Here is a 13820-nt window from a genome sequence, read left to right on the forward strand (position 1 = left end):
TTCTTTTTGCGCGGTGTGTCGCTGTCGGACGGCGCGGTTAGAATAGGCGGTTCACTTTCCAGGAAAACCCTCAACGATGATGAAGGTAACGATCTTTGGTACCGGCTACGTCGGACTGGTTACCGGTGCCTGTCTGGCCGAGATGGGCAATCACGTGGTCTGCGTCGATATCGACGCAGGCAAGGTCGAGCGGCTGAAGCGCGGCGAGATCCCGATCTACGAGCCGGGCCTGGAATCGATCGTGCAGAGCAACCATGCCAGTGGCCGGCTCGACTTCACCACCGAGGCGGCGCCGGCGATCGCCCACGGTGAATTGATCTTCATCGCCGTCGGCACGCCGCCGGACGAAGACGGCAGCGCCGACCTGCAGTACGTGCAGAAGGTGGCCAGCACGATCGGCCGTCACCTGCAGCGTTACGCCGTGGTGGTGAACAAGTCGACCGTGCCGGTGGGTACCGCCGATCGCGTGCGCGAAGCCGTCGCGGCCGAGCTGGCGGCGCGCCAGGCCACGGTGGAATTCGACGTGGTCTCGAACCCGGAGTTCCTAAAGGAGGGCGCTGCGGTGGAAGACTGCCTGCGCCCCGACCGCATCGTCGTGGGTTCTTCCAGCACGCGCGCGGTTGCCCTGCTGCGCAAGCTGTACGCGCCGTTCAACCGGAATCACGACCGCATGGTGGTGATGGACGAGCGCTCGGCTGAGCTGACCAAGTACGCCGCCAACGCGATGCTGGCGACCAAGATCAGTTTCATGAACGAGATCGCGAACATCGCCGAGCGGGTGGGCGCCGACGTGGAACTAGTGCGCCAGGGCATCGGCTCGGACCCGCGCATCGGCTACAGCTTCATCTACCCGGGCGCCGGTTACGGCGGCTCGTGCTTTCCCAAGGACGTGCAGGCGCTGGAGCGCACCGCGCACGCGCATGGCTACGAGGCGCGCCTGCTCGGTGCGGTCGAGGCGGTCAACCGGCAGCAGAAGGGCAAGTTGTTCGAGCTGATCTCGCGGCATTTCGACGGCCAGCTGGGCGGCCGCACGATCGCGCTGTGGGGCTTGGCGTTCAAACCGAATACCGACGACATGCGCGAGGCTTCCAGCCGACGCCTGATGGAACAACTGTGGGGCGCCGGCGCGAAGGTGCGCGCGTTCGACCCGGAAGCGCGCGAGGAAGCCCGGCGGCTGTACGGCGAACGTGCCGATCTGGTGCTTTGCGAGCACGCCGCGGCTGCCCTGCAGGGCGCCGACGTGCTGGCGGTGGTCACCGAGTGGAAGGCCTTCCGCAGCCCCGATTTTGCGGCGATCCGTGCCGCGCTGGCGGTCCCGGCGATCTTCGACGGCCGCAACCTGTACGACCCGGCCGTGGTGGAGGAGGCGGGTCTGGCCTATTACGGCATCGGCCGTGGCCGCAGCCTGCAGTTGTCGTGATGAACAGTTCGAACGACGTGCTCGCCCGCCGGCTCGACGAGATGGAGATCAAGCTGACCTTCATCGACGAGGCGGTGCAGGCGCTGACCACGGCGGACGCCGACCAGTCGCAGCGGATCGCTGCGCTGGAACGCGCCCTGCGCGACCTGCGCGGCGAGGTGGCGTCGATGCGCATCGCGCAGGGTGACGATCCGCACGATGAACCGCCGCCGCCGCATTACTGACCCGGACCCCTCCCACCTGCCGATCACGGAATGCCCGCATGGCCGATTCCCTGCGCGATCAGCTGCTCAAGAGCGGCATCGTCAAACAAGTGCAGCAGGACCGCGCGCACGAACCGAAGCGCCCGACGCCTGCGTCGCCCGGCAAGCCCGCACGCAAGGGCGGCAAGCCGCATGCGGCGCGGCCGTCGGGACAGAGCCAGCAGGACATCGACCTGGCCAAGGCATACGCGCTGCGTGCCCGGACTGAAGCCCGCGAGCGCCAGCGGATCGAGCGCGAGGCGGCCGAGCAAGCCCGGCTGCGGCGTGAGCGCAAGCTGCGCATCCAGCAACTGCTGGATGGCCAGGCGTTGAACAAGGCCGATGCCGACCAGGTGCGCAACTTCGAATACGCCGGCAAGATCCGCCGCATCCATGTCGACGCAACCCAGCTGGTGGCACTCAACGCCGGCGAACTGGGCGTGGTGCAGCATGCCGGTCGCTACCTGCTGGTCAGCCGCGACACGGCCGAGCAACTGCGCGAACTGGACGCCAACCACGTCGCCTTGCTGGTGGCGCCGGGCACCGCCGGCACGGATGACGACGGCGTACCCGACGATCTCATGTGGTGAGGTCGAAGTAGGGCGGGCACCGCCGCCTCACGAAGCAAGCGCGGCGGGCACCGCCCGCCGCGCGATTCAGCGGTCCGGCGCTTGCGTCAACGCCGGATGGTCCCAGCCATGCTTGGGCTTGAAGCGGTCGCCATGGCGGCGGGCCAGCTGCTCCAGCTTCGCCTTCAGCGTGTCGGCGCCTTCGCTGCGCACGTACTGGATCGGGCCGCCACGGAAGGGTGCGAATCCGGTGCCGAAGATCACGCCTGCATCCAGCAGATCGGCGTCGTCGACCACGCCGTCGGCCAGGCAGGCCACCGCCTCGTTGACCATCGACAGGATCATTCGATCCTGCAGGTCCGGCGGTGTCACGTAGTCGTTGTCCACTTCGGGCTTCTGCGGCTTGCCGTCCTGCCACACGTACAGTCCCTGGCCGTCCTTCTTGCCGCGCTTGCCGGCGGCGAGCCGTTCGTCCATGCCGGGCGGCAGCTCCAGGCCAAGGAAAGGCGCCAACTCCTTGCCCACCGAGGCGCAGACGTCCAGACCGATCGTGTCGGCCAGTTCGATCGGCCCCATCGGCATGCCGAACTTCTTCGCCTCGCGATCGAGCACCGCGCCGGGCACGCCCTCGCTGTACAGCCGCATGGCTTCGAGCAGGTACGGGACCAGGATGCGGTTGACCAGGAAGCCCGGCGTGCCCTTGACCGCGACCGGCAGCTTGCCGATCGCCTTGCAGAACGCCAGCGCGCGTTTCTCGATGGCCGGGTCGAGCCGGTCGTGGCGCACGACCTCCACCAGCGGCATCTGCGCCACCGGGTTGAAGAAATGCAGGCCGAGGAAGTCTGCCGGACGAGCGAGCTTGCCGCGCAGTTCGTCCAGCGGAATGCTGGAGGTGTTGCTGGCCAGGATTGCCCCGTCCTTGAGCTGTGGCTCGATGGCGGCGTACAGCGCCTCTTTCGCCTCGGCATTCTCGTAGATCGCCTCGATCGCCAGATCCGCCTGGGCGACGCCCTTGCCGTCGACGTCGGCGCGCAGCCGCTGCACTGCCGCGTCGATCTTCTCCGGGGTCTTGAGCTTTTTCTCGTACAGCGCGCGTGCGCGATCCAGCGCCGGCTGGATGTACTTCATCTCGCGGTCCTGCAGGGTCACGTCCATGCCTTTCAGCGCCACCCAGGCGGCGATATCGCCGCCCATCACGCCGGCACCCACGACGTGCACGCGGTTGATGGCCGCATCGACGCCGCCGCCCTGGCCCTTCAGCCGCTCCTGCAGGAAGAAGATGCGGATCAGGTTCTGCGCGGTGGGTGTCTGCGCCAGCCGCGCCACCGAGTCGGCTTCGATCTTCAAGCGCTGGCCGATGTCGCTGCCGCCGCGCTTCCACACGTCGATCAGGGCGAACGGCGCCGGATAGTGCTCGCGACGTACCTTGGCCGCCGTCTGCTTGACCATGATCGGCGCCAGGATCTGTCGCCCCAGCCAGCTGTTGCTGGCCCACGCCTTGGCTCGACGCCCGAACGGTCGCGACGGCGCGCGTCGCAGCAGCAGGCGCGCCTCGGCCAGCAGCTCCTGCGGGCGTGCGAGGTGATCGACCACGCCCAGCGCGAGTGCGCGCCGCGCCGAGAGCGGCTTGCCGGTGAGCATCACCGGCATCGCCTCGGCCGCACCGATCAGGCGTGGCAGGCGGGCCGTGCCGCCCCAGCCGGGGTGGATGCCGAGCATCACCTCGGGCAGGGCGATGCGGGTACTGTCCTCGTCGGCCGCCACGCGCAGACGGCACGCCAGGATCAATTCGGTGCCGCCGCCCATGCAGGGACCGTGCACCGCGGCCACGGTGGGGCAGGCGAGCCGGGCCAGTGCTTCGTACACGCGCTGGCCGTGCTCGATGTTCTCGCGCACGGTGTCCTGGCGCGCGTATTCCACGAACTCGCGGATGTCCGCGCCCACCGCAAAGCCCGCGGACTTGCCCGAATGGATGATGACGCCGGCGGGCATGTCGATCGCCAGCCGCTCGACGATCTGATCCAGCTCGTCCAGCACGGCACGATTGATCGCATTGACGCTGCTGCCGGCGCGGTCGAGCGTCAGCGTCACTAGGCCATCGTCCTCGTGGGTCCGCCAGTGGTTGAATCGCAATCCTTCGAACATGGGGGTCGGCACATGGTGGAGGAGGCCTGAACCATACCGTTCCGTGGTCGCGATTGCGAGATGTGACGCGTGCGCTTGACCCGCTGGTGACAGCGGTGTGAAATCGGACCGTTGCGGACGGTATCCGCCGAAACCAGTCGCACGCGCGGGTGCTCCCGAGCGATTCCCGCAGGTGCGATTGGCTAACTGAACCGGGTCGACGAGGGTCGATCGGTTCCCGGCCATTCGAAGGCATCCGCGCTCGCCGCGGGTCCGGATTCAGCACCTGCCGCAGGACGAAACCAGATGACCATCGCCATGGCCTCCGCCGTACCCCAGGCTGGCGCCGAGATATTCGAACGCATCCTGACCGCGCCCAGTGGCCTGGTCGTGTTGCAAAGCAAGGACGCCGAAGCGCTGATCGAACAGGTGCGCGTGCTGGCCAGGCACAGCGGCCAAGCGGTATACCTGTGGCAGCCGGACACCGGGCTGGGCAGCCTGCGCGAGGCCCATGCCCGGGTGCCGGACTGCGAGCGGCTCGGCAATGCGTTGCGTTACATGCAGCAGAGCATGCATTTCGGCGTCTATTTCCTGCGCGGGGTGGAGCTGCCCCTGTCGGCGGTGGATGCAGCGATGCTGCGCCAGTTGGCGCGGGCGCCCAAGGGCCACCTGCGCCGCGTGGTGCTGGTCGATGCGCCGCAGGCGCTGGTGGCCCACCTGGGCGACCTCGCCGCCCAGGTCAGTACCGAAGACGGCAAGCCGCGCCAGCTGCGCCTGCGCGATGGTCGCTGGCTGACATGAGGCCGCGCACATGAATGCGGGCATCCTGCTGGTAGCCGCCCAGCGCGACCTGCGCCGGGCGCTGTTCGACGCGCTCGATCGTGCCGGCTACGCGCGGCTGCATTCGGCGCGCGACATTTCCCACGCGGCGATCCTGCTGGAGGGCAATGCCGCGCAGGAACCGCTGCAGTTGATGGTGCTGGTGCTGGATGGCGACGAAACCCAGGCCTGCGCCGCTTGCGAGCAATTGCGCCGGCTGCCGGGCGCCGCCGATGCGCCGCTGATCGTGGTGCTGGCCGATGGCGCGCCGTGCAGCCCGGCCGACCTGCCGCCGGGGATCGCCGACTGGCTTTGCGCCGGACAGATTGCCACCGAACTGGTCGCGCGCTGGCAGCGCCTGCCGGTCAGCGCAGCCGGTGGCCCGGTCCCGACGGTTTGGGGTGCGGCCGGCGATTGGCGATGGGCCTTCGAGGAAAGCGGCAGCGAATGGTTGATGGTCGACCTGCAGAGCCAGTGCCTGCTCGAAGTCAGTCCCGGCGTGATCCGGCACAGTCGCCTGCCTGCCAGCGAGTGGGCCGGGCTGGCGCTGGCCGAGGCGGTACAGCTCGAGGGCGACACGTCGGTCACCATTTTCAACGACGCGGATCGCCGCTGGCATCCGGCCCGGCGCAAGTCGTCGCTGGGTTACGACACCGGTCAGGTGAACGTGCGGCGGGTCGAGCAGGGCGGCAGCGCGGCTCTGGCGCTGCAGTTTCGCAGCGATCGCGCCGACCTGCGGCCGGAGGCGGCGTTGTCGCTGTTGTCGCGCCTGTTCGCCTCAAGCAGCGGCGTCGACGCGCAGTCCGCCTGCGCGCAACTGCTGTTCGACGAGCTGGCGCTGGACTATCTGGCCGTGTGGTCGGTCCGTCCGGAAACGGCCGACGCCCCCGCCCAGGTCCTGCAACTGAGCCGCGAGGAACACGCGCAGTGGCCGCCGGGCTACCTGCAGAGTTCGCTGCAACTGGTGCTGGGCGGGCAGGCGATGCGGTACCAGAGCGATGCCGGCAAGCTGGCGGCGGTCGACCCGCTGCTGCAGCAGCTGGATCTGGCCGGCTTCGTCGGCTTGCCGATGTACGACGAGCGGCACAGCGTGCTCGGCGCCGTGCTCGCCGGCAGCCGCCGCGGTTTCGCCGAGATGGCGGTGGTCGAGCCGGTGCTGCGTTGCGCGGCGGCGCGTTTCGCCCGCACGCTGGAGCTGCAGCGCACCCGCGAACAGGGTCGCGCCGAGGGCTTGGTCGATGCCTTGACCGGGTTGCCCAACCGGTTGCTGTTCAACGACCGGCTGGAGGCGATCCTGCGCGAGGCGATCCGCAACGGCGAGTGCTTTGCCCTGCTGTTCGTCGACCTGGACCGGTTCAAGGCCATCAACGATACCTACGGCCACGCCACCGGCGACCGGGTGTTGCGCACTGTCACCCAGCGGTTGCGCGGCAGCATCCGCGCCTCCGACACCGTGGCGCGTTATGCCGGCGACGAGTTCACCATCGTGCTGCGCCACATCGTCAAGAACGACGACGTGCTGCGCGTGGCCGAGAAGATCGTGCAGATGATGGAGTCGCCGATCTTCCTGGAAGACGGCGTGGAGCTGCAGGTCACCGTGTCGATGGGCGTGAGCTTTTTTCCCGACGACGCCAACGACGCGGATACCCTGCTCAAGCATGCGGACGAGGCGATGTATTCGGCCAAGCACAAAGGCCGCAACAACTTCCAGATCTACGAGGTCAGTCCGGAGTACGCGCGCCAGCACGGCATGGCGCTGAAGACGCGCCTGCGCCACGCCGAAGGCAACGGCGAGTTGCGCGTGGTCTATCAGCCCCAGGTCAATGCCGAGACCGAGGACATCGTGGGCATGGAGGCGCTGGTGCGCTGGGAGCACCCCGAGCTGGGCATGATCAGCCCCGCCGTGTTCATTCCGCTGGCCGAGGAGACCGGGCTGATCGTGTCGATCGGCGAATGGGTGATGCACACCGCTTGCCGCCAGGCGCGCGAGTGGGAGCAGCGCTACGGCTTGCGCCTGCGCCTGGGCGTCAACCTGTCGGCCGTGCAGTTGATGGAGCCGCAGTTGCTGGAGATGGTGGCGCGCGCGCTGCGCGAGACCGGGCTCGATCCCACCCTGCTGGAAATGGAGATCACCGAGAGCATCAGCATCAAGGCGGCGCCGAACCTGGTGGAGAACCTCAATGCGCTGCACCGGCTCGGCTGTCACATCGCGATCGACGATTTCGGCACCGGCGCCGCCTCGCTGGACTACCTGCGCCGGCTGCCCGCCGACCGCATCAAGGTGGACCAGAGCTTCGTGCGCAATATCGGCGTGGACCCGGACGACGAGGCGATCGTGCGGGCCACCATCGAGATGGCCCACCGGCTGAACCGTGCGGTGGTGGCCGAGGGCGTGGAGACCGAGCAGCACCTGCAATTCCTGCGCGACCACCATTGCGACGAGCTGCAGGGTTACCTGTTCTGCCGGCCGTTGCAGCCGATCAGCTTCGAGAAGATGCTGGCCGAGCGCCAGCGCCTGCTGGGCGTGCGGCAGGCCGAACCGGCTTGAGCGGTCCGCAGGCGGCCCCATAACGGGAGCTGGCGCGACGATTGGCTAAACTGAACTCGGTGGGCCGCTCGTGGTCTGAGCGCCGGGTTCAGCTCACCCCAGGCACCCTCAGCGGATGACGGCATTGACGATGGACACGGCCCGCATGGGCGAAAACGAACTGGACCGCGCGCTGGTCGAGCGGGTCCAGCAGGGGGACAAGCGCGCCTTCGACCTGCTGGTGCGCAAGTACCAGCACAAGCTGATCGGGCTGATTTCGCGTTACGTGCGCAGCCATGCCGAGTGCGAGGACATCGCGCAGGAATCCTTCATCCGCGCCTGGCGCGCGATCGGCTCGTTCCGTGGCGACAGCGCGTTCTACACCTGGCTGTACAAGATCGCGGTCAACACCGCCAAGAACCACCTGGTGGCGATGGGGCGACGGCCGCCCTCCGGCGACGTCGACGCGGACGAAGCCGAGTTCATGGCCGGGGCCGAGCGCATGCACGACAGCGCCACCCCCGAGCACGAATTGATGCGCCAGGAAATTGAACAATCGGTGTTTTCCACTGTCCAAGCCCTGCCCGAGGAACTGCGGACCGCCATCACCCTGCGTGAAGTGGATGGCCTCAGTTACGATGAAATCGCCGAAGCGATGGGCTGTCCGATCGGTACGGTGCGTTCGCGCATCTTCCGGGCGCGTGAGGCGATCGACGAAAAGCTGCGGCCGCTGCTGTCTGGCCGCGAGGATCCGACATGAACCAGGCACAGACCCACCAGGACGCCCTCGAGAATCTCTCGGCCAGCATGGACGGCGAATTGCCTGTCGAGCAGTTGCGTTTCCTGTTGCGCCGACTCGATCACGATGAAGCCTTGCGCCAGGCATGGTCGGGCTACCACTTTGCCCGCGACGGCCTGCGCCGCGAGATCACCCTGCGCGCCTCCGGCGGCTTCGCCGCGCGGGTGATGCTGGCGATCGAGCAGGAGACGGTGGCCGCCGCGGCGCCGTCGCGACGGCACGCCTGGTTGCGCTGGTCCGGCGGTGGCGTGATCGCCGCCAGCGTGGCCGCCGCGGCGTTGATGATCAGCCAGCCGGCGGGCGATGCCGGCCGCGTGGACTCCGCCGTGGTGGCGGGGACCAGCCAGGTGACCTTGTCGACGCCGGCGAGCACGCCGGCAGCACCGCCTTCGGTGCCGCCATGGCTCAGCGGCAACGCAGCCGGCCTGCTCAGCCAGCAGGCTTCGGCTACCTTGGGCGCGCCGCTGGACGACGGCCAGTCGCGTGATGCGCGGCGGATGTCGACCTACCCGGCGATGCATCGTTATCGCACCCTGGACAACAACGACGGCAGCTATCTGCTGCTGCTCGACCCGGCACCGGATGCCTCGCACCAGGCCGCTGCCGGCCGGCGCTGAGATTGTCGGGCGAGTGATGGTTCGCGGCAAATCCTGTTGATGCGGATGTCCCCTCGGCGCCTGCGCCGAAGGTGTTGTGCGGCCGCTCGACTGTGCCGCGGCCCGCTTGCCGCGTCGTCATTGATCGCCGGTTCGCGCCGGCTGCAGTTCAAACCCAAGGAGGAGTCATGAGTCATTCCATCTTGCGTACGCTGGCCTGTTGCGCCCTGCTGGGCCTGGCCGGGGTCGGCGGCGTGCAGGCCCAGCCGGCGGCCGCCGCGGCGCTGCCGGATTTCACCGGCATCGTGCAGCAGAACGCCCCTGCGGTAGTGCACGTGGAGGCCCGGTACACCGGCGAACCGAATCGCTCGATGCGCGTGCAGGGCCAGATGGGACCGGGGCAGGGCATGCCCAACGACCCGGGCGCCGAGATCCTGCGGCGCTTCTTCGGCATGCCGATGATGCCCTCGCCCGAGGAGCAGCGGCATACCTCGCTGGGTTCGGGTTTCATCATCTCCAGCGACGGTTACATCCTCACCAACAACCACGTGGTCGACCATGCGGACAAAGTCACCGTGCGCCTGCAGGATCGCCGCACGCTGACCGCCAAGGTGGTCGGCACCGACCCGACCTATGACATCGCCCTGCTCAAGGTCGATGCCGGCGGTGCGCTGCCGACGGTGACCATCGGCAATTCGCGCAGCCTGAAACCGGGCCAGTGGGTGCTCGCGATCGGCTCGCCGTTCGGCTTCGACTACACCGTGACCCAGGGCATCGTCAGCGCGGTGGGCCGCAACCTGGGCCAGCGCGACCAGCCATATACCTCCTTCATCCAGACCGACGTGCCGATCAACCGCGGCAACTCCGGCGGCCCGCTGTTCAACCTGCAGGGCCAGGTGGTCGGCATCAATTCGCAGATCTATTCCAACACCGGCGACTATCTCGGCGTGTCGTTCTCGATCCCGATCGACGTGGCAATGAACGCGGTGCAGCAACTGAAGACCAAGGGTTACGTGTCGCGCGGGCAACTCGGCGTGACGATCCAGCCGGTCAGCGACGACATCGTCAAGGCGTTCAAGCTCGACAACGGCGTCGGCGCGGCCGTGGTCGACGTGGACCCGGACAGCGGTGCCGGCAAGGCCGGCCTCCAGGCCGGCGACATCATCCTGGCCTACGACAACCACGACCTGCAGCAGGCCGCCGACCTGCCGCCGCTGGTGGGCATGACCAAGCCGGGCAGCAAGGTGCCGGTGGAGATCCTGCGCAACGGCAAGAAGCAGACCGTGCAGGTGACCATCGGTGAGGCCAAGCGCGACGGCAATGCCGTGGACAACCGCAGCGCCGGCTCGCCCTCCGCGCGCAGCGGTTCGGCCGCGCTGGGGTTGAGCGTGCAGTCGCTCGACAACGATACCCGCAAGCAACTCGGGCTGAAGGACGGGCAGGGCGTGGTGATCGACGCCATCACCGGTCCGGTGGCGGCGCAGTCGGGGCTGCGCGCCGGCGACGTGATCCTGATGGTCAACCAGCGCAAGATCGGCAGCGTGGCGGAGTTCGAGGCGGCCACGAAGGACGTCAAGGCGGGCAGCACGGTCCTGCTGCTGGTGCGCCGCGGCGACCAGAGCCAGTTCATCGGCCTGACCGTGCCGGACGGGAAGTAGCCGGACCTCGCCCGGCAAGGGTGCCGCCCGTCGCGGGGCGGCACCGATCCCCTCGCGGATGCCTGCCGGACGGGTGTTCCATGCGATAATGCGGGGTTGGCGTCGCCTCGGGGCGGCGCGTCGTCATGCATGGTGCGTGGCGGCGGACCCCACGACCGAAAGGCCGCTCGCGCTCCATGGAATTGATCCGCAACTTCTCCATCATTGCCCACATCGATCACGGCAAGTCCACGCTGGCCGACCGCATCATCCAGATCTGCGGCGGTCTGGCTGACCGCGAGATGGAAGCACAGGTGCTGGACAACAATCCGATCGAGCGCGAGCGCGGCATCACCATCAAGGCACAGTCGGTGTCGCTGCCCTACACCGCGCGCGACGGCAAGACCTACCAGCTCAACTTCATCGACACCCCCGGCCACGTGGATTTCTCCTACGAGGTGAGCCGTTCGCTGGCCGCGTGCGAGGGTGCGCTGCTGGTGGTCGACGCGGCACAGGGCGTCGAGGCCCAATCCGTGGCCAACTGCTACACCGCGGTGGAGATGGGCCTGGAAGTGGTGCCGGTGCTCAACAAGATCGACCTGCCCACCGCCGACGTCGAGAAGGTCAAGGGCGAGATCGAGGCGGTGATCGGCATCGACGCCACCGACGCGGTGGCGATCAGCGCCAAGACCGGGCTCAACGTGGTCGAGGTGCTGGAGGCAATCGTGGCGCGCATCCCGCCGCCCAAGCCGCGCGACACCGATCGCCTGCAGGCGCTGATCATCGACTCGTGGTTCGACAACTACCTCGGCGTGATCTCGCTGGTGCGCGTCATGCAGGGCGAGATCAAGCCCGGCGACAAGTTGCTGGTGATGTCCACCGGGCGCAGCCACGAGGTCGACGACGTCGGCGTGTTCACGCCCAAGCGCAAGAAGCTGGACAAGCTGTCGGCGGGCGAAGTGGGCTGGATCAACGCCTCGATCAAGGACGTGCACGGCGCGCCGGTGGGCGACACGCTGACCCACGCCGGCAAGCCGGCCGCGGCGCCGCTGCCGGGCTTCCAGACCATGCAGCCGCGCGTGTTCGCCGGCCTGTTCCCGGTGTCGTCGGACGACTTCCCGGCGATGCGCGAGGCGCTGGACAAGCTGCGCTTGAACGACGCCGCGCTGTTCTTCGAGCCGGAGTCCTCCGAGGCGATGGGCTTCGGCTTCCGCTGCGGCTTCCTCGGCATGCTGCACATGGAAATCGTGCAGGAGCGGCTAGAGCGCGAATACGACCTCAACCTGATCACCACCGCACCCACGGTGGTTTACGAGGTGCTGCTCAGCGACGGCTCGATCCTGCAACTGGACAACCCGGCCAAGCTGCCGACCAACTCCAGCCTGATCCAGGAAATCCGCGAGCCGATCATCGTGGCCAACATCCTCACCCCGCCGGACTACATCGGCAGCGTGATCAAGCTGTGCGAGGAAAAGCGCGGCGTGCAGCGTTCGATCCAGTACCTGGCCACCCAGGTGCAGATCAGCTACGAGATGCCGCTGGCCGAGGTGGTGATGGATTTCTTCGACCGGCTGAAGTCCGTTTCGCGCGGCTACGCCTCGATGGATTACCACTTCGACCGGTTCGAGGCCGGTCCGTTCGTGCGCACCGATGTGCTGATCAACGGCGAGCGCGTCGACGCGCTGAGCCTGATCGTGCACCGCAGCCACGCCGACCGCCGCGGCCGCGAACTGGTCGAGCGCATGAAGGAGCTGATTCCGCGCCAGCAATTCGACGTGGCGATCCAGGCCGCGATCGGCGCGCAGATCATCGCCCGCTCGACGGTGAAGGCATTGCGCAAGAACGTGCTGGCCAAGTGCTACGGCGGCGACGTCAGCCGCAAGAAGAAGCTGCTGGAGAAACAGAAGGAAGGCAAAAAACGGATGAAGCAGGTCGGGCGGGTCGAGATCCCCCAGGAAGCCTTCCTCGCCGTGTTGAAAGTGGATAAATAGCCAAAGGCCGGGAATAGGGAATCGGGAATCGGGAATAGGAAGAGCGGCTTCACTATTCCCCATTCCCGATTCCCCATTCCTGGCTCCAAAGGGAGCCCCTCATGGAATTTGATTTTGCGGCGATTCTGCTTGGCCTCACCGTGCTGTTCGGCGTGGTGTGGGGGCTGGATCGGCTGTTCCTGTACAAGAAGCGCAAGGCGCGGCTGGACGCGGCGGGCGAGGAGTATCGCGACCCGATGCCGGTGGACTGGGCGCGCTCGCTGTTCCCGGTGGTGCTGGTGGTGCTGCTGCTGCGGTCGTTCGTGGCCGAGCCGTTCCGCATCCCGTCCGGCTCGATGATGCCGACGCTGGACGTGGGCGATTTCATCCTGGTCAACAAGTTCGCCTATGGCCTGCGCCTGCCGGCGTTCAACAACAAGATCCTCGACCTGGGCGAACCCGAGCGCGGCGACGTGGTGGTGTTCCGCTGGCCCGGCTTCACCTGCCATCGCGACGACGGCACGGTAGTGCACGGCGGCAATGCGGACTGCAGCGTTCCGGTGCCGAACCAGAACTGGATCAAGCGCGTGATCGGCCTGCCCGGCGACACCATCCAGATCCGCGACAGCGAGATCGTGATCAACGGCAAGCCGGTGCCGGCCGAGAAGATCGGCCCGTTCAAGGGCAACCACGCGCGCCCGGCGGACGAGGAACTGCTCGCCTACGGCGCCACCATCTGGAAAGAGCACCTGGGCAAGGTGACCCACCTGATCGCGCGCATGCCCGACCGCATGCCCACGCCGCCGGTGCCCAACGCGAACATGCCTGCGGTGGTGCCCGACAACTGCTATCTGGTGATGGGCGACGACCGCGAAAACAGTGAAGACAGCCGCTGGTGGGGCTGCATGCCGGAGCAGAACCTGGCCGGCAAGGCATTCCTGATCTGGATGAGCTGGAAGGGCTGGGGCACCGGCGGCGTGGATTTCTCGCGCATCGGCACGGTCATCCACTGACGCATCCTCCGGCCAGGCGCGCGACCGCGAAAACGTGATGCGATCGTGCCGCCCGCTCCCCGCCTGCGGCCAACAAGTGCGAGAATCCGCAGGCGCCATCGGCC

Annotated in this window: 11 protein-coding genes; 10 read left to right on the plus strand and 1 reads right to left on the minus strand. The window is 67.6% G+C overall.

Annotated features, from left to right (window positions below; translation table 11 throughout):
- Positions 1-79: 79 nt before the first annotated feature.
- Genes ACVCMC_RS04015 through ACVCMC_RS04025 form a run of 3 tightly spaced genes read left to right on the plus strand, consistent with a single transcriptional unit; the run spans position 80 to position 2252 of the window.
- Positions 80-1420, plus strand: coding sequence for a UDP-glucose dehydrogenase family protein (locus ACVCMC_RS04015; protein ID WP_447099452.1), 1341 nt, complete (start codon positions 80-82; stop codon positions 1418-1420).
- Complete coding sequence (locus tag ACVCMC_RS04020) at positions 1420-1644, plus strand: SlyX family protein (protein WP_395118843.1); 225 nt, start codon at positions 1420-1422, stop codon at positions 1642-1644. Before ACVCMC_RS04015 ends, ACVCMC_RS04020 begins: the two co-directional genes overlap by 1 nt.
- 38 nt (positions 1645-1682) lie before the next feature.
- On the plus strand, positions 1683-2252 hold the full coding sequence (locus ACVCMC_RS04025) for a DUF2058 domain-containing protein (protein WP_447098752.1): 570 nt from the start codon (positions 1683-1685) through the stop codon (positions 2250-2252).
- Between the two features lie 66 nt (positions 2253-2318).
- Here the strand turns inward: ACVCMC_RS04025 and ACVCMC_RS04030 are convergent, their stop codons facing one another.
- Positions 2319-4376, minus strand: coding sequence for a 3-hydroxyacyl-CoA dehydrogenase NAD-binding domain-containing protein (locus ACVCMC_RS04030; RefSeq protein ID WP_447098753.1), 2058 nt, complete (start codon positions 4374-4376; stop codon positions 2319-2321).
- A 285-nt stretch (positions 4377-4661) separates the two neighbouring features.
- On the opposite strand from ACVCMC_RS04030, the gene ACVCMC_RS04035 reads away from it, so the two are divergent.
- From ACVCMC_RS04035 to lepB, 7 genes are all read left to right on the plus strand, one after another.
- Positions 4662-5156: a hypothetical protein gene (locus tag ACVCMC_RS04035; protein ID WP_395118837.1), complete on the plus strand. Its 495-nt coding sequence runs from the start codon at positions 4662-4664 to the stop codon at positions 5154-5156.
- Positions 5157-5166: 10 nt separating this feature from the next.
- The gene (locus ACVCMC_RS04040) at positions 5167-7722 is read left to right on the plus strand and encodes a putative bifunctional diguanylate cyclase/phosphodiesterase (protein ID WP_447098754.1); all 2556 of its coding nucleotides are present in this window, start codon (positions 5167-5169) and stop codon (positions 7720-7722) included.
- Between the two features lie 145 nt (positions 7723-7867).
- Positions 7868-8461 carry an RNA polymerase sigma factor RpoE gene (gene rpoE / locus ACVCMC_RS04045; protein WP_395121396.1) on the plus strand — a complete coding sequence of 198 codons (594 nt, stop codon included), beginning with the start codon at positions 7868-7870 and terminating at the stop codon, positions 8459-8461.
- Positions 8458-9117, plus strand: a complete 660-nt coding sequence (locus ACVCMC_RS04050) for a sigma-E factor negative regulatory protein (RefSeq protein WP_395118833.1) — start codon at positions 8458-8460, stop codon at positions 9115-9117. Before rpoE ends, ACVCMC_RS04050 begins: the two co-directional genes overlap by 4 nt.
- 167 nt (positions 9118-9284) lie before the next feature.
- Positions 9285-10754, plus strand: coding sequence for a Do family serine endopeptidase (locus tag ACVCMC_RS04055; protein ID WP_447098755.1), 1470 nt, complete (start codon positions 9285-9287; stop codon positions 10752-10754).
- Positions 10755-10930: 176 nt separating this feature from the next.
- Entirely contained in the window at positions 10931-12724 is a 1794-nt protein-coding gene (gene lepA, locus ACVCMC_RS04060; RefSeq protein WP_395118829.1) for a translation elongation factor 4, read from the plus strand.
- Positions 12725-12825: 101 nt separating this feature from the next.
- Entirely contained in the window at positions 12826-13716 is an 891-nt protein-coding gene (lepB, locus tag ACVCMC_RS04065; RefSeq protein ID WP_395118827.1) for a signal peptidase I, read from the plus strand.
- Positions 13717-13820 lie beyond the last annotated feature (104 nt).

This window comes from Rhodanobacter sp. UC4452_H20 (genome assembly GCF_052978205.1).

Excerpts from the sequence above, each read along its gene's own strand:
- ACVCMC_RS04020 (WP_395118843.1), top strand. The coding sequence starts at position 1,420 with ATGAACAGTTCGAACGACGTGCTCGCCCGCCGGCTCGACGAGATGGAG.
- ACVCMC_RS04015 (WP_447099452.1), top strand. The coding sequence starts at position 80 with ATGAAGGTAACGATCTTTGGTACCGGCTACGTCGGACTGGTTACCGGT.
- lepB (WP_395118827.1), top strand. The coding sequence starts at position 12,826 with ATGGAATTTGATTTTGCGGCGATTCTGCTTGGCCTCACCGTGCTGTTC.
- ACVCMC_RS04035 (WP_395118837.1), top strand. The coding sequence starts at position 4,662 with ATGACCATCGCCATGGCCTCCGCCGTACCCCAGGCTGGCGCCGAGATA.
- ACVCMC_RS04030 (WP_447098753.1), bottom strand. The coding sequence starts at position 4,376 with ATGTTCGAAGGATTGCGATTCAACCACTGGCGGACCCACGAGGACGAT.
- ACVCMC_RS04025 (WP_447098752.1), top strand. The coding sequence starts at position 1,683 with ATGGCCGATTCCCTGCGCGATCAGCTGCTCAAGAGCGGCATCGTCAAA.
- lepA (WP_395118829.1), top strand. The coding sequence starts at position 10,931 with ATGGAATTGATCCGCAACTTCTCCATCATTGCCCACATCGATCACGGC.
- rpoE (WP_395121396.1), top strand. The coding sequence starts at position 7,868 with ATGGGCGAAAACGAACTGGACCGCGCGCTGGTCGAGCGGGTCCAGCAG.
- ACVCMC_RS04050 (WP_395118833.1), top strand. The coding sequence starts at position 8,458 with ATGAACCAGGCACAGACCCACCAGGACGCCCTCGAGAATCTCTCGGCC.
- ACVCMC_RS04040 (WP_447098754.1), top strand. The coding sequence starts at position 5,167 with ATGAATGCGGGCATCCTGCTGGTAGCCGCCCAGCGCGACCTGCGCCGG.
- ACVCMC_RS04055 (WP_447098755.1), top strand. The coding sequence starts at position 9,285 with ATGAGTCATTCCATCTTGCGTACGCTGGCCTGTTGCGCCCTGCTGGGC.